The organism is Candidatus Eremiobacterota bacterium (assembly GCA_031082125.1).
Taxonomy (GTDB): Bacteria; Vulcanimicrobiota; CADAWZ01; order CADAWZ01; family Ess09-12; genus Ess09-12.
Genome location: JAVHLM010000009.1, coordinates 153,981 through 172,773 on the forward strand (window position 1 = coordinate 153,981; position 18,793 = coordinate 172,773).

At 55.6% G+C, this 18,793-nt stretch carries 18 protein-coding genes; 10 read left to right on the plus strand and 8 right to left on the minus strand.

The window, feature by feature from the left end; genetic code table 11:
• Positions 1–15 precede the first annotated feature (15 nt).
• On the plus strand, positions 16–399 hold the full coding sequence (locus RDV48_12490) for a hypothetical protein (protein MDQ7823609.1): 384 nt from the start codon (positions 16–18) through the stop codon (positions 397–399).
• Between the two features lie 91 nt (positions 400–490).
• Here RDV48_12490 and RDV48_12495 read toward each other — a convergent pair whose 3' ends face one another.
• The 3 genes from RDV48_12495 to RDV48_12505 form a co-directional block, all read right to left on the minus strand.
• Positions 491–1,975 (minus strand): tetratricopeptide repeat protein, encoded by a 1,485-nt coding sequence (locus RDV48_12495; protein ID MDQ7823610.1) that lies wholly within the window; start codon positions 1,973–1,975, stop codon positions 491–493.
• Between the two features lie 116 nt (positions 1,976–2,091).
• Positions 2,092–2,853, minus strand: coding sequence for a PilZ domain-containing protein (locus RDV48_12500; GenBank protein ID MDQ7823611.1), 762 nt, complete (start codon positions 2,851–2,853; stop codon positions 2,092–2,094).
• Between the two features lie 160 nt (positions 2,854–3,013).
• Complete coding sequence (locus RDV48_12505) at positions 3,014–4,699, minus strand: class I adenylate-forming enzyme family protein (protein ID MDQ7823612.1); 1,686 nt, start codon at positions 4,697–4,699, stop codon at positions 3,014–3,016.
• 185 nt (positions 4,700–4,884) lie between these two features.
• Between RDV48_12505 and RDV48_12510 the strand changes: the two genes are divergently transcribed.
• Entirely contained in the window at positions 4,885–6,531 is a 1,647-nt protein-coding gene (locus RDV48_12510; GenBank protein MDQ7823613.1) for a tetratricopeptide repeat protein, read from the plus strand.
• Here the strand turns inward: RDV48_12510 and RDV48_12515 are convergent.
• The 5 genes from RDV48_12515 to RDV48_12535 all read right to left on the minus strand — a co-directional run bounded on the left by RDV48_12515 (position 6,528) and on the right by RDV48_12535 (position 10,530).
• Positions 6,528–7,322 (minus strand): ABC transporter permease, encoded by a 795-nt coding sequence (locus tag RDV48_12515; GenBank protein ID MDQ7823614.1) that lies wholly within the window; start codon positions 7,320–7,322, stop codon positions 6,528–6,530. The genes RDV48_12510 and RDV48_12515 overlap by 4 nt on opposite strands.
• 44 nt (positions 7,323–7,366) lie before the next feature.
• On the minus strand, positions 7,367–8,206 hold the full coding sequence (locus RDV48_12520; protein MDQ7823615.1) for an ABC transporter ATP-binding protein: 840 nt from the start codon (positions 8,204–8,206) through the stop codon (positions 7,367–7,369).
• A gap of 77 nt (positions 8,207–8,283) precedes the next feature.
• Entirely contained in the window at positions 8,284–8,424 is a 141-nt protein-coding gene (locus tag RDV48_12525; GenBank protein ID MDQ7823616.1) for a hypothetical protein, read from the minus strand.
• A 147-nt stretch (positions 8,425–8,571) separates the two neighbouring features.
• Positions 8,572–9,543, minus strand: a complete 972-nt coding sequence (locus tag RDV48_12530; GenBank protein ID MDQ7823617.1) for an ornithine cyclodeaminase family protein — start codon at positions 9,541–9,543, stop codon at positions 8,572–8,574.
• Between the two features lie 33 nt (positions 9,544–9,576).
• Positions 9,577–10,530: a hypothetical protein gene (locus RDV48_12535; GenBank protein MDQ7823618.1), complete on the minus strand. Its 954-nt coding sequence runs from the start codon at positions 10,528–10,530 to the stop codon at positions 9,577–9,579.
• 157 nt (positions 10,531–10,687) lie between these two features.
• Here RDV48_12535 and RDV48_12540 point away from each other — a divergent pair, with 157 nt between their 5' ends.
• From RDV48_12540 to pilM, 8 genes are all read left to right on the plus strand, one after another.
• A complete protein-coding gene (locus RDV48_12540) occupies positions 10,688–11,206 on the plus strand; it encodes a hypothetical protein (GenBank protein MDQ7823619.1) in 519 nt (172 codons plus the stop codon).
• 100 nt (positions 11,207–11,306) lie between these two features.
• Positions 11,307–12,446, plus strand: a complete 1,140-nt coding sequence (locus RDV48_12545; GenBank protein MDQ7823620.1) for an ATP-binding protein — start codon at positions 11,307–11,309, stop codon at positions 12,444–12,446.
• A 124-nt stretch (positions 12,447–12,570) separates the two neighbouring features.
• A complete protein-coding gene (locus RDV48_12550; protein MDQ7823621.1) occupies positions 12,571–13,611 on the plus strand; it encodes an ADP-ribosyltransferase domain-containing protein in 1,041 nt (346 codons plus the stop codon).
• Positions 13,612–13,863: a hypothetical protein gene (locus RDV48_12555; protein MDQ7823622.1), complete on the plus strand. Its 252-nt coding sequence runs from the start codon at positions 13,612–13,614 to the stop codon at positions 13,861–13,863.
• A gap of 12 nt (positions 13,864–13,875) precedes the next feature.
• Positions 13,876–15,108 (plus strand): fucose isomerase, encoded by a 1,233-nt coding sequence (locus tag RDV48_12560; GenBank protein ID MDQ7823623.1) that lies wholly within the window; start codon positions 13,876–13,878, stop codon positions 15,106–15,108.
• A gap of 45 nt (positions 15,109–15,153) precedes the next feature.
• A complete protein-coding gene (locus RDV48_12565; GenBank protein ID MDQ7823624.1) occupies positions 15,154–17,184 on the plus strand; it encodes a GAF domain-containing protein in 2,031 nt (676 codons plus the stop codon).
• Positions 17,185–17,193: 9 nt separating this feature from the next.
• Positions 17,194–17,766, plus strand: a complete 573-nt coding sequence (locus RDV48_12570) for a hypothetical protein (protein MDQ7823625.1) — start codon at positions 17,194–17,196, stop codon at positions 17,764–17,766.
• Positions 17,767–17,770: 4 nt separating this feature from the next.
• The gene (gene pilM / locus RDV48_12575) at positions 17,771–18,787 is read left to right on the plus strand and encodes a pilus assembly protein PilM (protein ID MDQ7823626.1); all 1,017 of its coding nucleotides are present in this window, start codon (positions 17,771–17,773) and stop codon (positions 18,785–18,787) included.
• The last annotated feature ends 6 nt before the right edge of the window (positions 18,788–18,793 follow it).

An 18,793-nucleotide genomic window follows, 5' to 3' on the forward strand; every position in this document is an offset into this window, starting at 1 on the left:
GGAAACGATACTGCAATGAGTCGCTGGGAAGCGCTGAAACGTAACACGAAATGGGGAGACAGGATCCGGCTTGGCCTGCTGGCTCTGCTGTTCGCTGTTCTGATGATAGCAGCCCTCTTTCACCCTATGGCAAGGGCAATAGCTCTGGTGGTTCTGCTGGGATTCTGGGCTCCATGGCTTGTCCGGGACCTCCTCGCAGAGCATTGCGGCCCGGTGTCAAAGGTGCTGCGCGCTGCCGCCATCGTCCTGATAGGGCTCTCCTTTGCGGGAAGTGCAGTGATGAAGGCCGTCCCGAAAGACCTGGAGATGACATTCGCGCTGATCCTTTTCGGGATCCTGGGACTGTACACCGGCACCTATTTCTGGCTTCTCTCCGATGCCCGTGTCACCCGCCGGTGAGGGAGCATGGGAGGAGTGGCTTCCGCCATTTCAGCGGGGATGACTGACAGGGAAATCTGTGACAATTGACTGGCAGTACGCGGTAGTCTTGTCATTTCTTATGCTTCCTGAGGGAGTCGCGGGCTTCTTTTCCTATCATGCCTTCACTGTCGATTTCCCCGGCCTTCTTCCAGTCCCGAAAGGCCCTGGCAGTGTTCTTGAGCGCGAAGCAGGCATCGCCGCGGTTTTTGTAAACCTCGGCGTCGAGGGGATCAAGTTTAAGGGCCCCGTTGAAGTACTCCACTGCCTTCTTCCTGTCACCCTTAAGAGTGCATACCACCCCAAAATCATTCAATACAAGGGTGCTTTTCTTTTCAATGCCGAGAGCGCTCTCGCAGTCTTTGAGGGCCTGCCTGTAATTCTTCAGGCGGGCCCGGGCGACGCCGCGTTTGCTGTAAGATCCATATTTCAGGGGGCAGTTCTTCAGCGACTTATCAAGAGCCTCTATCGCCCCGCGATAATCCCTGGCATAGAGGAGGGCAAAACCCCGATACCAGAGGGCGACACTGTTATCGGGGACAAAATCGACTGCCTTTTTTGAATCCTCAAGCGCCTTGCCTGCCTTGCCCAGGTAGCAATAGACCATGCTCCTTATGGAATAGGCGGAAGCGTACCTGGAATCCAGTGCAATTGCCCTGTCAAGATCCGCCAGGGCCTCATTGAATCGATATGTGCGCGCATAGAGCAATCCCCGCATGGAGTAATTCGCTGCATTTTCGCCATGGAGCTCCAGAGCCTTGTTGAAATCCCTGAGGGCTGCCTCATAGTCATAGGTATAATAATATACCAATCCCCTGTCAATATAAAGCTCGCTGTATTTATCCGAAATTGAGAGAGCATCGTTGCAGGCCTTCAGGGCGCCAACGAAATCACCCCTGCCGGAAAGTATCGTTCCCTTCAGGGAAAGGTAAAAGGGACTCCGGGCAATCCCGAGCGCCTTGTCGATATCCTGCAAAGCCTTGTCATACTGATCCAGGCAGCAATAAACGTAAGCCCTGGCATGATAAGACTCGCTTCGGGACGGTTCAAGCGCCACCACCTGATTGGCATCCTTCAGGCACTCATCCAGTTTTCCCTTCCGGATGTTGATGTGCATGCGACTTTCATATCCCCCGGCGTTCCTGGGATTGAGCCTGATAGCCTCCCCGGCATCCCTGAGCGCCAGGTCAAACAGCCCTCTCTTCATATAAATTTTTGAACGGCAGCAATAAGCATTAAGATATCTGGCGTTGAGGGCTATGGCCTTGTCATAGTCTTCAAGAGCTTTTTCATCATCATGCCTCCAGGTCCATATTATCCCGCTCAACACATAGGTATAGGGATCGCGGCGGTTGAGGTTCCTGGCCTTCAGCGTCACTTCCATGGCCTTGTCCAGGTCCTGTGCTTCAATAAGCCTGCACGATTCGCGGCAGAGCAGGCGGAACTGATACCAGTTATTCACAAAGTAATAGCCAAGATACATGACAAAGAGAATTGCCATGAGAACTGGAAATGAAATCCTGCTTTTCCTCGATTCATTGCGAGAAGTAGCTTCCATCGCTTCCCCCTGTTTTCAGTTCCTTTGTTCATTGAAAAAAGGAGCTCTGGTCCCTGCCGCCTGAATGATTATAACAAAAAGAAGCCATTAAAACGCAGATGGACGGGACTATTCCCTTATTGAGCTCCTGATCTCTGAAGCAGCCGCTTGATATATCTCCCCAGGAGCATGACCTGGCTGTTATTGAGTTTCATAAACTCCGCACCCACATGATATCGCATATCTGCCACATTGAGAGAGCTCCTCAGGATCTTCGCATAGCATTTCAGTACCGGAAGCTCTTCAAAGGTGCCTATATGAAGGGTCACCTTCTGCCCCACCTGGGGGGAATCTTCCCTCAGGCTCATCTTGATGCCTCCCAGGCTGATATCATAGACTGAGCCTTCAAATATGATATTCTCACCGGACTGGCATCTGAGGGGTATTTTTGACGGTACCCGGATTTCCTTCCGCCTCTGTTCCAGAGGGATTCCTGCCATACCGAAATTTTTCAGCACATAATGTACCCAGGAGTTATCAAGAACCTCAGGCGCATCGGTGAAGCGGAATCCCGCTACATAATAATCATCGAGCTTCTTTTTTCTGCACCAGATGACCTCCACTGACACGCTTTCCACATTGAAAGCATGAGCGGGAGCTTTAAAATCATTGGTGGCAATCTTGAACTGTGCGCCTTTCTCCAGTTTCCGGGGCACCGTGCAGCCAATCCCTGAGACCTCCAGGTCTGTCACCTCACCCTGGAGGCAATTTCCCCCTCCGTCAGAAAGAATTACCTCTATATGGCATTTAATGCGTGGTACCTTTCTTCTGTCCTTGTAGAGGTCTTTTTGAATGCGAGGTCCGAGAACCACTTCCTTTATCCTGGCAAGCCAGCTCATGAACTCCCCCTCCCGTTCCGGAAAATTCCCTCATTCCCCGGGCAGATTATTTCCCAGGTAGATCACTGCCTTTTATAAATTAGTGATGCCCTGCCAAGATCCTTTCTTTTCTCTCTCTGGCGATGCCTCACTCATCGGGTCCTGCATCGGGGAAATGGGCTCACCTTCTGCGGTCCCACTTCCCCTGGGAGCGCAGGTGCGCCACTATGGGAGCGGCCTTGTCCCTGAGGGCCATGTAGTCGGTCTTCCCCACCCTGTTCATCGGCATCTCGCCTGGGTTGATGACCTCGATATGGGCCGGCCTTGCATAGGAGGCGATATCCCTGCAGGCTTTTGAGACCTCGCGGGCCGTGAATTCACATCCGGGGAGAGGCTCCACGAAGGCGATGACGGCCTCTGAGTAAAGTGCATGCTCAAAGCCGATGACCGCAGCCGAGGCCGCTTTCCCCTCGAGCTTTTTCATGATATGGTCCTCGATATACCCGGGAAAAACCTGGAATCCCTTGGGTTTGATAATGAGCTTGGAGCGTCCCTTGAGGTGAAGGCCCCTGTCATCATAGGAGCCCACGTCGCCGGTGTAGCAGAAGCCGTCGCGGGAGACGGTCTCGGCGGTGCTCTTCTCATCATTGAGATACCCGGGGAAGACCTGGGGTCCCGAGAAGCAGATCTCCCCTGTCTCGCCCGGGAGCTTTTCATCACCTGCCATCCCGTCAGGCCTCATAGGCTCGCGGATGCTCAAGGGGCAGAGTGGCGAGGCGTAGCCAAGGCCTTCGAAAATTCTCGAAGGCGTCGCGCCATGATCGGTGTAGGTGCAGAAACCGCCAAGCTCGGTAAGCCCCAGGCCCGTGCCTATGAAGGGCGCCATGACAGCCATTCTGTCGAGAAAGTCAAGGGATGCGGCCTGGCCGCCATAAACGGCGTACTTGAGGCTCGACAGGTCATAGTCTCCATAATTGGAGAGCTTCCACTGCAGGTTGAAAAGCGCCGGGATCTGGCCCATGAAGGTGACCCTGTGGGACTCGATGGCCTCAAGGCTTTTCTGGGCGTCAAAAACGGGGAGGATTACGGCCGTGCCGCCGGCGTAAATGATGGAGGCGAGCTGCTCGGTGATGCAGCCCACATGGGAAGCCGGGAGGTTTACAAGCATCCTGTCGCTCACCTTGAGGTCAAAGCACACGGAGATCCCTATATTCTGGATCAGGATGTTCTCATGGCAGAGGAGAGCCGCCTTGGGCATCCCCGTGGAGCCCGTCGTGAAGATTATCAGGCAGGGATCGCGCCTGGTGCACTTCATCCTCGCGTCATCGACGGCACTCTCCGGCACGGGCCCCGCCCCTGATAGAAATCGGCGGAAGTGAAGGGCGCCGTCAAGAATGCCCTCGTCGTCCTGCTGGAACTGGACCCAGTGCTCCACCGAGGGAGAAGCCTTCATGAGCTCGCTCATGGTGTCGGTAAAGTCGGCCTGGGCGGTCCGGCCCAGGAAAAAATAGGCCCGGGGCTTCATTTTCTCAAAGCTGTAAAGGAGCTCACCCTTTTTCAGGCGGAGGTCCAGGGGGGCGGCGATAAGGCCCGTCCTGTAGCAGGCGTAGATGAGAAAAACATGTTCTTTCGACAGGGGAAGGGAAGTGGCGACGATATCGCCTTTTTTCAGGCCATGGCCCCGCAGGATCGCGGCAAAAAAATTCACTGATTTCTCGAAGTTCTCCCAGGTAAGCTCTGTGCCTGTATGGGTCTCAATGAACGCAACACTGCCTGGCAGGGCAGAGGCGTATTTTCTCACATAATCGGCAAGGTTCTCCTCAAGAGACCGGTATGATGCTTCGATAAGCTCCCTGTATCTTTCCATTGCTCGTCCTCCCCGGGAAGTATGAAAACAGCATAAAAACTATACCAGAAAAATTTCTCCCGCACAAGTAACAGGCACCTGAGGCGTGAGCCTCCTCTATGCGGCTCGCAGGAAGGATATGGCAGGACTGTTCCCTAATTTCTTAAAAAAGAGCCATCAGGGATCGCCTGAAAAGGAGCACTGCAATGCCAAAGCCTGTCATCCTCGGACTCGTCATCCTCTGCGTGATACTCATCATATTTTTCATCATCAAAAGACTGGCCTCGCCAAAGCTTCTGAAAATCGACCTGGAAGGCCCCTTCATCCCTCCTCCCGCCGGGGAAGGCGCAAAGCCTCTCGATGAAAAAACGCCATGCATGCTCCTCCAGGACAATATCAGCGAGACGCTGAAAATGGCAGAGCAGCATATTGAGAAGGGGGAGCTCGACCAGGCCTTCGCCCTTTACGAGGGACTCCTTCCCGCCTGCCCCTCCAATCCCGACGTGCTCAGGGGAAAGGGAGGGGTCCTCTTCCGCATGGGAAAGATTGACGAGGGCTTCATGGTGAATGAGGAGGCCCTCAGGCTCGACCCCGGCGAATACCGCACCTGGTTCAACAGGGGCATGTTCCTGATGCTGAAGGGCGATCCCGAAAACGCGGATAAGAGCTTCAGAAAAGCCACGGAGCTCAACCCTTACGATGTCCCCTCTTACATTCAGCGCGCATACTGCCTGGGCATCCTGGAGAGAATGGACGAGATGCTGGAGTGCTGCGACAGGGTCCTTACCCTGGAGCCTGACAATGTGCAGGCCCTGGTGCTCCGCGCCAAGACCATGAAAATGCCGGGCTCTGAGAAGGAGGCCCTCGAGACCATCGACAAAGCCCTGGCCATTGACGAATCCTCTTTCGAGGCCTGGAGATCCCGGGGGCTCATCCTTATCTCGCTGGGGGAGCTCCCCAGAGCCCTGGAGAGCCTCGACAGGGCCGTCAAGGAGAATCCCCGGTACTACATGTCGTGGTTTGACCGGGCCATGGTACTGGAGCGGATGGGAAGGTTCCGGGAGGCCCTCGGCTCTTTTGATAAAGCCCTGGAGAGCGAGCCAAGGTTTTTTCCTGCCCTCACCCACAGGGCCGTCTGCCTGGGCGAGCTCTCCATGCCGGAAGAGGCGCTGAAAGCCTTTGATGAAGTCCTCTCGCAGAAGCCTGATGACCTGGAGGCCCTCCACCAGAAGGCCTTACTCCTTTCAGGCACGGGCAGGCCCGCCGAAGCGCTCCCCCTCATTGAAAAGGTCATCAAGGTGGCAGGCCCTTCGGTTCCCCCTCTCTCTGCAAAAGCTACGATCCTAAGGAAGCTGGGACGGCTTGACGAAGCCCTGGCCACCGTGGAAGAGATCCTCTCCCTGGCTCCTGCATCGGCGCCCATGCTGACCCGGAAGGGTCTCATTGCCGTTGAATTGAAGCTCTGGGATGATGCCATAGCCTCTTTTGACAGAGCACTTGAGCTGAATCCCCGGGATTTCTCGGCGTGGTCAAACAAGGGCGGCGCCCTCATAGAGCTTGGCCGTCTCGAGGAAGCTCTTGCCTGCGAAGAGAAGGCCCTCAAGCTCGACGCGAAGCACGCCGGCGTGTGGGCCAACAGGGGGACTGCCCTTTTCAGGCTCGAAAGATTCGATGAGGCCCTCTTCAGCTATGACAGGGCCCTGGTCCTGAACCCCCTTGACGACATGGTCCTTCTCTGGAAGGGAAAGACCCTGGAAAAAATGGGAAAAGGCGCCGAGGCGAAGCAATGCTTCGAAGAAGCGCTCCGCCTCAACGCCCACAATGTAGAAGCAAGTGAAAGGCTCTCCTCCTAGCCGCTCCTCGAGAGCTTCCCCTTGCTCCTCGCGTAGCGCACACCGGCCAGAAAAGCGCCGTAGCCTGCCGTCATCAGCACTGCGCCCATCAGGGCAAGGAGCAGGAAATACCAGCCAAGCTCCCTGAATCCCGCGCCATGAAGCAGGGCGGCACGCATCGCCCTGAGGGTGTACGTAGCCGGCGAGAGGTGGGACAGCGGCTGAAGCCACGCGGGGAGCACCCCCACTTCATAGTACACGCCCGACACCAGCAGTATCACTGCCTGTAAGATATGGGTGGCCTGGGGCCCCTTTTCCGGCGAAAGAAGCGGGAGTACCGCTCCCAGGAAGCCGAGTCCGATGAATGAAAGGCTCGACACCGCCAGAATTGCGCAGGCGGCAGGCACGTTGGCCTTTGCAAGCGAGAGATCCAGGAACTGCGCCACTACCATCAGGATAATCACTGTGCGCATAAGGCCATAAAGTATCGTAGAGATCGACGTTCCCAGAAGGTACGTTATTCGCCTTACCGGCGCCATGAGAGTGTACTCGATGGTGCCCTCCCAGCGCTCCCAGGCAACAGCTTCGCTGATTTCATGGAAAAGGAGCGAGAGAAATCCCCAGAGCACAGCGCCCACCACAAGATAGAGCACTTTCTCTGAATCTCCCATTGCCACCCCGATAAAGGCAATAGAAAGGGCATTCACTACGGTGTAGGTGAGAAATACAAGTTCCCACGCCATATAGCGTTTCATAAGATGTAAATTTCTTTCAATAAAGGCATAGGATGCCTTCAATTCAGACGATACCATCACGTCACCTCCTTCATTGAGCGATGCCGGAAAGCACAAGGCCGTTACTCTTCCGATGGCTCACCATGGGATGATCCGCTGTCTCCACCGGCCAGCTCAAGAAACACTTCCTCGAAGGTCATGTCAATGCGTCTTTTAAGCTCAGGCGGGGTGCCAAGGGCAACAATACGCCCCTCCTTCATTATGGCAACTCTCCTGCAGAGCCTCTCTGCCTCATCCATGTCGTGGGTCGTCAGGATTATGGAGAGGCCTTCCTCGCGGTTCAGGGAGGCCACATATTCCTGGACCTGGCGCTTTGAACAGGGATCAAGCCCCGTGGTGGGCTCATCGAGAAGCAGAAGGGATGGCTTCGTGAGAAGAGCCCTGGTGATGGAGACCTTCTGCTGCATGCCCCGCGAGAGATTCTCGACAGGCTCGGTAAGCTTTCCGTTCCTGAAGCCGAGACGACCTGTCACCAGGTTTATCCGCTCCCTTGCCTCGCGGCCGTCCAGGCCATAGAGGCGGGCTGCGTACATGAGGTTCTCCATGGCGGAGAGCTTCTTGAAAAAAGAGGCCTCCACCGATACCCTGTTGATTATCCTCCGGACCTCGAGCTCACGGGAGACTACGTCATAGCCGAACACGCTCACAAAGCCTTCATCGGGAAGGAGAAGCGTCGATATGATGCGGATAAGCGTCGATTTGCCGGAGCCGTTTGCTCCCAGGATGCCGAAGATCTCGCCTCTCTCCACCTCGAACCCCACTCCATTGAGGGCAGCCGTCACGGTCCTTTTCGGGCGAACGGCGCCCAGAAGCCTGGAAAGGGGACTCAGGGATTCCCTGCCGCTTCCATGCCCCGGGCCGGAAAAATACTTGGTCAGATTATGGGCACACACTGCTTTCATATCACTCACCTGCCAGAAAATAATAAGAGCCTGGTGACACCGGGCACCAGGCTCCTGCAGTCTCTCAGCGATATGAGCTATTCATAGTCGAGCGACCTTCGCAGCCTCCATGCCCTTGGTCCTTTTGTTCCGGCACCCTGCGCCATGGCGCAGTGATGCCTTTGTACGACGGAAGGAATGAAGTGCGTGATGAAATAGTAGCCTCGAAGCTTCATCATCGATGCACTCCTTTCCTTGAATTCTTTCGGTCATTGGCCATAGTCGTCGATACCTTTCACGTATCTTACTCCTATTATACCTGAGGGGAGAGGAAAAAGCAAAAATGTGACTGGATCTTAACAAAATGCACCGACTCCGCGGCGCTTCTAGAGGGGCAGCCCGGTACCCTTCTTCAAAGCCTTTGCCTTGTCATGGACAAGGCGGGCGGTCCCCATATCCAGCAGCGATATGCCAAGGTTCATGCCCACGATGAGCTCCTCCTCGCCGGTCCGCCCCGGAATCTTCCCTGTCACCACGTCGCAGAGCTCGTCAATCCTCTCAGGGAGCGCCAGGAAATATCCCTGGGACTGATAATAGAGGATCTGGGGCCTGTCATCGGTAATGAAACGGTCCGCCCCGGTGAGCACCTCAGGCTTCACGTAGGAATCAAAATCCACTGGGCCTATAAAGACACCCTTTTTCAGCCAGGATTTTTCGATGACTGGCGAAGGATGCTTAAAAATCGGTCCCGAGGTGACGATGATATCGGAGCCCCTTACAGCCTCTTCCGGGCCCGAGGCACCCCTCACCTGGAAATTGAATCTCTCTCCCATATCTTTGACATAGCGCTCCTGCACGGAGCCGTTGATATCATATGCCCTCACTTCCTTAATATGGGGGCATACGAGGGAGAGGGCTTCCAGGTTCGTTCTTCCCTGGACGCCGCAGGCGAGCATGGCGACAGTCTCTGAGTCCCTGCGGGCGCAGTATTTTGCCGATACTGCCGTGGCTGCCGCGGTGCGCATGGCGGTAATCCAGGTGCAGTCCATCACAGCGAGCGGTATGCCCGTCTCTGGGTCGTTCAGTATAAGGAGTCCCGAAATATAGGGGAGCCCCTTCTTCTGGTTCTCTGGAAAGCCGCTCACCCACTTGATTCCCGCCGCGCTCATACGGGGGAGGTGCGAAGGCATGGCATGGATGAAGGCGTCAGGCATCGGGTGGATGCCGGGCTTGGGAGGCATCTCGTAATGGCCCAGGCCCTTTTCCTGGAATACTTTTTCCACCCGCTCAAGGATCTCAGCCATGGGAACCGCCAGAGATTTCACGTCATCAAGGGAAAGGTAAAGGATGGTGGACATGGGACTCTCCTTTTCCCCGGGCTTTGAGCAGGGCTAGCGCTGCTGGCGGCCCAATCTGATGCCGGCGATATCTATGAACTCCTCTTCCACGGTGAGCCCTGCAGGCCTCTCCTGGAGCGCCTCTTCGGCAAGCTCCACGAGGCTCTCGCGGGTTTCGGCCTCTTTCCGCCGGGCTTCGGCCTCCTCGCCTTTCAGGGCTGCTCCCGGCAGCTCCTTCATCACGGGCAGAAATGCCTCCTTTTCATCGATGGGGTCGGGAATGCCAGGGCAGTCATAGGCGTTCTTCCCCTTCTCCGCAAACTCCCGTACCTCGGCCGGCACGCGCTTGTTTGAGGCGACGGCCTCGAAGCCCCTGTAAAGAATGGAGGCCGCCTCGAAGGAATCGCCCTCACGCTGGGCCTTGAGTGCCGTCTCGGCAATCACGGCCGCGATGGGCCCCGATGAGGGCTGGGCAATGGCGCTCAGCACCACCTGGCGCGCCTTGGCCATTGTTCTTGAGTAACTGTCTTTATAGGCGATATCCATGCCGAACTTTGCGATATCCTTCTCATCAGAAGAGGTGCGGGTGCTCCCCTGGACAGCCAGGAAGGCCTTGTCAAGCATTTCATCGCGGAATGCCCAGCGGGCCTTGCCTGTCGAGAAAAGCCCCCCTCCCACGGCATCCTGAGCCTTAAGGGCTGCGCAGGCTATTATGCTCCCCGGGGTTCCGGCGCCGGCAAGGGTCATGGACTCCACGACAGCCTCCAGGGCCCTCGCTTCCATGCCTTCAGACGACGGGGCTCCGACGGGGCATATGCTTTTCCCGAAAGCCGCCAGGGCCTTTTCATCAGGGGTGGTCACAGGTGAGTGCCCTATCTTTTCAAAGCAGTCATTGAAAAGCTCCAGTTTCCCGGCATTGTCTCTCTTCCCTGCCAGGGCCTTGAGTGCCGTCTCTGAAAGGGCTTTACCCTCGGTGCTGTAGGAAGCTGAGCTTTTTAGAGGATCCATTCATATACCTCATGCTCTCATGGCTCCTCCTATTATAACAGAAAATCTCTTTCTGTAAAATACCGGGCAAACTCCGCTGCCATGCATTGATAGAGCCATTCCGCTGTGCTATAATCATGAGGAGAACCCGGGCACATACTGTCACAAGGAGCACAAAATGGAAGAAAATACAGCGCCTGGCAGCCTGAAATCATTCCTGTCAAAGCCCCCTGCGAAATCCCTGGCATTCGTCGCTGCGGCCATTCTTCTCCTCGAGCTCATCTTTTCCCTTGTCACTTCCCTTATCGAGAATGATACATTGAAGGCTCTTGCCAGGGAAGAAGGCATGGTCATCACCTCGAATCCCCATGGAGCCCGCGTGTTCGGCCGCCTCTCCCCGGAAGGCTCCTTTTCCCTGCTCGGAAAGACACCTCTTCTGCTCACGAGAAGCTATGAAAAACTCGAGCTGCGCAAGCCGGGTTTCGTGGCAGAGGAGTGGACGCCCCATGGGATGGGCGGTATCTCAACGTGCTACGAGCTGACCCTCCAGGAAGCCATTCCCTTCTTTTCAACACTTCTCTTCTGTCATCCCCTCGCGACGCTGGCCCTGGTGCTCCTCGGCATCCTTGCCGTGCAGTTCTTTTCTGCAATGCGCAGAGAAAAAGGGACTTCTCCACCGGAGGCGGCCTCTCCCTGAGACTTACTGTTGAGGCTAGGCCCCCATCTGGAATTATATAACTAAAATATCAGAGCCTTATCCATTGACAACTCCCATTATTTGGTTTAAAATTGGGATCATGAATCCCGATTTTAAATATATTGAACGCGATCTGGAGGCTGTCCTCAGGAAGCACCTCAACAAGGGCAAGGTTATTGTTCTCTATGGAGCCCGCCAGGTAGGCAAAACGACCCTGCTCAAGAACCTTTTCCCTGAGAAAGGAAGAGCCCTGTATATTGCATGCGAGCAGCCCCGGATTCAATCGCAGCTCATACCTGATGCACTTGTGCTGAAAAGGGTAATTGGCGCTTATTCCACCGTTGTTTTTGACGAAGCCCAGTATCTCGATAATCCCGGCCTCATCCTGAAGGTGCTTGTTGACAATTTCCCCCGGAAAAACATCATTGCATCAGGCTCATCTTCTTTCGATCTCTCAAACAAGGTAAGCGAACCCCTTACAGGAAGACATTTCAAGTTTCTGCTCTTCCCTCTGTCACTGCGGGAAATATACCGCCAGGTGTCCCCTCTGGACAGGCAGTTTCACCTGGAGCAGGCCCTCATCTACGGCGCCTATCCGGAGATTTTTACCACAGATAGTGCAGAGGAGAAAATGATGAGTCTTCAGACGCTCGCGGATGCATACCTTTACAAAGACATTCTTTCTTTTCACAGGGTCAAAAGCAGCCAGAAGGTCAGGGAACTGCTTATCGCCCTCGCTTTGCAGACAGGGAGTGAAGTCTCATACAGCGAGCTGGCCAATACCATAGGCGCCGACAGGAAAACTGTGGAGCATTACCTGGATCTCCTGGAAAAGTCATTTGTCATATTCAGGTTATACGGCTTCAGCCGGAATATGCGGAGCGAAATAAACAGAAAGGTAAAAATTTACTTTTACGACACAGGGATCAGAAACACCATTATCAATAATTTCAACCCCCTTTCAATGCGCGCAGACAGCGGAGGCCTCTTTGAAAGCTTTGTGGCTGCGGAAATGCTGAAGAGAGAAGCCGGCGAATCACAAAAGAGCACTTTTTATTTCTGGCGCACCTATGAGCAAAAGGAAGTCGATCTCGTCTCCGATAAGAACGGCGTGATAACCGCCTACGAGGTCAAACTGAAAGCGCCCAAGAAAACTCCCGGCTTTTCAGCCTTTTTGAAAGCGTACCCTGGAGCTGAGACCTTGCTGATAACGGCTGAGAACCTTCTTCAGCATCCCTGAAGCGGTATCACCCTGCCGGCCGCGGCTCTCACCGCCCTGTTCGAGTTATTTTTGATGAAGCAATGCTATAGTGAAAAAAATATGCTATAATAGTAATGCACTTTTATGCGGGGGAGAGCGAACATTGAATATCACGCCGCTTAACGGGCACCAGGTCATCAACCGTGCCGAGGCTGCCAGGAAAGCCCTTCCTGAGGGCAAGGCCGCTCCCGGCTCTGAAGCTATCTCTCTTCCTCTCCCGGTGGAGAGCTTCCAGAAGCAAGACTCCCTCCCCGTTGCTTTCCCGCTGGCGAGCGAACAGACTGCCGATCCCTCAACGGCTTCCGACGCTCCGCCTGCTCCCCCCCAGGTGCCTGAGAATATCGTGCAGAACGGAAACGGCACCCTGAGCGCTTTTGACGAGCCCCCGGCCCCGGCAGCCGCGCAGGGAGGAGGCGAGATAAACTTTGCAGCACGTTACGGGGTGGAGCAAAGCAGGAGCGGCGGTGAGAAATTCGGCTTCCCCGGCACCAGGAACCGTGACCTCAGGCATCTGAGGCTTTCGGAGCCGGAACAGAAAAAAATATACGGAAAAGTCAAGAAGAACCTCACATGCTTTGAGAAAGTGACGGAAAAATATAAAAAAGTCTCCGAGGACCTGAGAGCAGAGGGTCTGAAAGATCCCCCCTCCCCCGCGGAGCTCGCGGCGCTGGAAATCTATTCCGACGGGGATTACACGCGGATCAATCCCGTGCTGAGAGGCGACAGGATGCCCCTGCTGGACAGGCTCCTCTATCCCCTCGGCATAGGGCCCGGAGTGAGCATGGAAGGGATCACCCTCCTCTGTGCATCGGCATTGAACAAGCTGCCTCCCTTCCAGGGGACGGTGTACAGGGAATCAAGGCTCTACGGTGATCAGCCTGACCAGTACGAGCCGGGTAAGACAGTGAAGGAGCTCGCTTTTACCAGCACCAGCTCGGAAACCCAGGGCGCTGCGCAGCGAATGGGAAATACCCTTTTCATCATCAGCTCAGAGACCGGCAGAGCAATTGACCGCTTCTCCAGGCATCCCCGCGAGAAAGAGGTCCTCTTTCCACCGGGGACGGAGTTCAAAGTCCTGGGCAGAGAAGAGAAGATCCTCGACGGGAAGCCCATGACGGTCATCCTGATGGAAGAAGCAGGGTAAATGGGAGGGAAAGACCATATCCCCACCGAAAGAGAAAAAGGCCTTATAAGGCAGATGCTGGGGGACCTGGAAAGAGCCGAGAGGCAGACCGGGAGAATCTCCCCCCTGCCGGCAGATAAAACGGATTTTCCCCTTGGGCTTCCGGCTCAGGAAGGCCCCCGGACCGGCATGGAAAAGAGGCTTGCCTTCCGGTTCACCCCCCACTGGCAGCTCGGGCTCGGGATCTCTCTTCTCTTTGAAAATACCCGGTAAAGGAAGCTCGTTATGAACCTCACCATGATCCCCTTCATTTCAGTTCTTCACGACGGCGACGAGATAGGGCGCATCGTGGGAAAGCTCACAAGGGAGCTCGGGTCGGGGGGCATCTCGGTATCGCTTGGCTCCGGGCGGCAGGACTCACCATCAGCCGTGGCTTTTGCCATAATCACCGGCGGCACTGAGAGGCTGGCTCTCGATGCCATCGGCAACGACGGCGATCCCGTGCTCCTGCTGGCTCATACCCTCCACAACTCCCTTCCTGCTGCCCTGGAGATTGCCGCTACTCTGCACCAGAGAGGCAGGAAAGCAACTATTTTCCTGCTCGGCGGCAGGGAAGGCAGCCTGGAAGAGCTGAAAAGGCATATAAGTCTCCAGGAAACCAGGGCCCGCCTGATGCAGTCAAGGATAGGATTAATCGGGGGGGCCTCGGAGTGGCTCACTGCGAGCTCACCTGATCCTGAGACTGTCAGGGCCGCATGGGGACCCCTCATGGTGCCCCTGGAGATGGAGGAGTTTCTCAAGAGAAGAGAGAGGATCCCAGAGGCTGAATATGTCCGGGTCGCTGAGGATTTCCTGAGAGGTGCGGGGGAGCTCCGTGAAGCGCGGAGGGACGATATCATGGAATCGGCAAGGCTTTATTGTGCCCTCAGGAGAACTGCTGATAAATATTCCCTTCAGGCCCTCACCATAAGGTGCTTTGACCTTCTCGCCGCCCTCGGGGCCACGGGCTGCCTTGGCCTCTCGCGGCTCAATGACGAAGGCGTTGTGGCGGGGTGTGAAGGCGACGTACCGGCCACACTCACCATGCTCTGGGCTTACTATCTTACAGGAAAACCTTCATTCATGGCCAATCCGCAGGATATCTCGCCAGGCGAGAGCCTTATAGAATTTGCCCACTGCACGGTGCCCCTGTCACTTGTCAAGGAGTTTTCTCTCCGCTCCCACTTTGAATCTTCACAGGGCGCCGCACTGGAAGGGACTTTTGAAAACGGCCCCGTGACCGTGGCGCGGGTCGGGGGGCTCACTCTCAAAGAGCTTTTTGTGACCGACGGCGAGCTCATCACCCATCACCCCAGGGAAGGCCGCTGCAGGACCCAGGCAACGGTGAGGACCCAGGAGCCGCCGGGGCATCTGCTCTCCTCTCCGCTGGGAAATCACCACCTCATCTTCGCCGGCCACCATGCAGGGGAACTGAGGGAGTTCCACAAATTATATATTAAAGAGAGAACACTTCCATAAATCTACCAGCATATGCCGCATACTGTTCAGAAAGGCATTGGAGTAATGCACGCCAGCCCTGCCTCAGGTATTCAGGAGCTCCTGAAAAAACCTGCTGTCTGCAATCTAGCGAGGAGCATCGCCCTCTCTTCGGGCCTGAGCCTGGGCATTTACTCTCCCGGGGGCCATATCCTGCTTCATTACGGAAACAGCAGGCACCATGGCCATGTGGATAACATGCCGGAGCCCAGGGGACTTTTCCCCTTGCCGGAAAATCCTCCCGCCGACGGCCCTCCCGTGCTCACGGAAGAAAAGGCTTTCGGCGACCTCCATTTCTCTCTGATGAGGATCAGGAACAACGGGGAGTTCCTTGCCCTTGTGGCCCTCGGCCCCTGGCAGCAGAAAAAGGGCCTGAAAGAAACAGTCGCCAACACAAGGCTCTTGAGATCCCTGGGCGAGGTCATCCTTGGCTTTTACCATGAAAAGGAGCATTCGCTCCAGTATATCAACAGGATGTCAACCCTCTATGAGATCAGCAACAGGATCAACTCAACCCTCAGAACGGAGGATGTGCTCAAATTCGTGCTGGAAAATGCCCTTCTTCTTCTCAAGGCCAAGGCGGGCTCAATCATGCTCATCGAGCAGGCCCTGCAGGAGATGAGGATCTTCATGGCCGTCGGCCTCTCTGAAGATATCGTGAAGCATACGGTGGTGAAGATGGGAGAAGGCATCTCGGGAAATGTGGCGAAAAGCGGCAAGCCCCGCCTGCTTCTCAAAGGGGTAAGGGAATCCCGCTCATTATCCTCGCGCAGGCTCGAGGAGATTGACTCTGCCATATGCGTGCCCCTCAAGGTGAAGGACAAGGTCCTCGGTGTCCTCAACGTGAGCGGCCGAGTGGACGGCGACAATTTCTCCCCCCAGGATCTGAAGCTGCTGAACATTCTCGCGTCCAACGCCGCCGTGGCCATCAACCATGCAAAGCTCTATGCAGGGATCTCGGAAAAAGCCTCGCAGCTGAAAGCCCTTTACAAGATTGGCACCTCGGTGACCTCGTCCATGGAGAAGCGAAAGGTGCTCCAGGAGGTCCTAAGGAGCGCCAAGCACCTGCTGAAGGCAAAGAAAGGCTCCGTGATGCTCCTGGACAGGGAAGCCGGCCATCTTACCATTGAGGTGGCTTACGGCCTCCCCCCATGGATCGTGAAGAATGTCCGTCCCCGCCTGGGAGAAGGAATCGCCGGCAAGACTGCCCTTGAAGGGACGCCACGCCTCCTGGAGAAAGGCATCAAGGTCCTGGAATCAAAGACGGAAAAGGAAGAGAAAGAGATTCCCTCGGCCATTTCCGTGCCCATCAGGATCAAGGACAAGGTCCTGGGTGTCCTCAATGTGAGCGACAACGAGTCGGGAGAGAACTTCACCCTGGAGAGCATGGAGCTCCTTTCCATGCTCGCGAGCCAGGCGGCCGTCGCCATAGAGAACTCAATGCTCATGGAAGAGCTCCAGGAGCTCTTCGTACAGTCCATTACCGCCCTGGCAAACGCCATCGATGCAAGGGACACCTACACGAGGGGCCATTCCCAGAGGGTCACCGAGTACTCGATGGCCATTGCCAGGAAAATGGGAGTCTCAAAGGAAGAGAGGGAGCTTGTGCAATACGCGGCGCTCCTTCACGATATCGGGAAGATACACATCCGCGACGACATCCTGCATAAGCCCGGGAAGCTCTCCGATGATGAGTTCGAGGAGATGCAGCGCCACCCTGAATACGGCGCGAAGATCATGGAGCCCGTGGGCCGCTTCAGGACCATGCTCCCCTATATGTACCACCATCATGAGAAATACGCGGGGAAGGGCTATCCCTATCATCTCAAAGGTATTGAGATACCCCTCGCGGCAAGAATCATAAGCGTTGCCGACTCGTTCGATGCCATGACCTCTGACAGGCCATACCGCAGAGGGAAACCCGTGGATGAAGCGCTTGAGGAGCTTATAAAATGCCGCGGCACGCAGTTCGATCCCGAGGTCGTTGACGCTTTCGTGAAGTACGTCAAGGAGCGCAGGCCCGGTTATATCCGCGAGCTTATCAAGCAGACCATGTGAGAGGTTCCTATGAAGACAGAAGAGGTCCGCTACAGGGAGACACAGCATTTCCACGGTCTTTTCTATCTTTTTTTCGCCATTCCCCTCGTCCTTTTTGTCTTTACCTTCTGCAGCATAGAATTGCGCCTCATCGCGCTTCCCCCCGGCACCGAGCCCATACCCTACGCCTGGCTGCTGCTTGCCATCCTGATCCCCACCTACGTGACCATCTTTTTCATGGTGAACAAGATGGTGATAGAAGTCAATGACCGCTCTCTCGTCATCCAGTTCGGCATGACAAGCCTCATGAGGAAAGAGATTCCTCTCTCCCAGGTCGTCTCGGCAGAAGTGGTGGCTTACAGCCCCCTCTGGAATTTCGGCGGCTGGGGCATAAGGCTCGGCACCTTCAACGGCGAGTCAACAGGCTGCTACACCATGCGGGGTAAAGAGGGAGTGCTCCTTACCCTCTCGGAAAAGACAAAAGTGTTCGTGCTGAAGGTGAGCAGGATCCTTATCGGGAGCGGCAGAGCGGCAGAGCTTGCTGAAGCGGTCAGCCCTCCCCTCGGCACGTGCGCGGCACACAATGAAAAAGGAGAGGTATAATCCCATGTTCTTTGGCAAAAAGGTATCTCTTGGCCTGGACATCGGCCGTTACAGCGTCAAGGCGGCAGTATTGTCACCGAACAAAAAAGACGCTGAAGCACTGGCGGAAAGCGTTATATTTCCGCAGCGCGAGTACTATGAGCAGGCTCCTGCTGATGAAGAAGTCTATGCCGCCATCAGGAAAACCCTGGAAAGCTGCCTCGGGCCTTCCTCAAAGGTGAAAACCGCCATCAATGCCTCGTTTCAGGGCGAAGGTGTATGCAGCAATTACGTGGAGCTCCCCCTTCTCAAGCCCCATGAGCTCGAGACTGCAGTGCAGTCAATGGCGGCGAAATGCCTCCCTTTTCCTCTCAAAGAGGCGGCGATTTCCCATTTCGAGGTGCCGCCTCTCAGCAGGGACAGGCATAAAACCGGCATATTCCTGATGACTTTTAAAAAGAGCGCCCTTGACGAGCAGCTGGTATTCCTGCAGAAGAGCGGCATCCAGGTGGAGCGCGTTGAAGCATACCTCATCTCCATGCTGAGAGACCTCACGGTGAACCATGGAAAGGCCACAGAGGCCTTCGTCGCCCTGGTGAATATCGGCTTCAATCTCACCACCCTCATGGTGATGAAGGATGGCCATCCCTATTATGCAAGGGATTTCGCCATAGCGGGCCGGGATTTTACCTACGCCTTCCAGATGGGAGCAAAGTGCACGTGGAAGGAGGCCGAGCATGCCAAGCTGAGCTATGACGTGGCAAAGAAGGACGTCCCCATGGAACCGGTCCTCACCCGGTGGCTTGACCAGGTGAGGAAGACCCTTATCACGGCTTCCAGGATTGACAAGGCCGCTCCTCTTCCCATTGAAAAAGTCTACCTCTCGGGAGGAAGCGCCCCCTGGAAGGGCCTCCTCGAGAGGGTGCAGGAGACCGTGAGCATCCCCGTGGCGCTTGACGGCTGGAACCATATCACACCCCGGGAGGGGGGGAAAGAGCCCCATGGCGCCTTTGCCATTGCCATGGGACTGGCACTTTCCTGAATCACT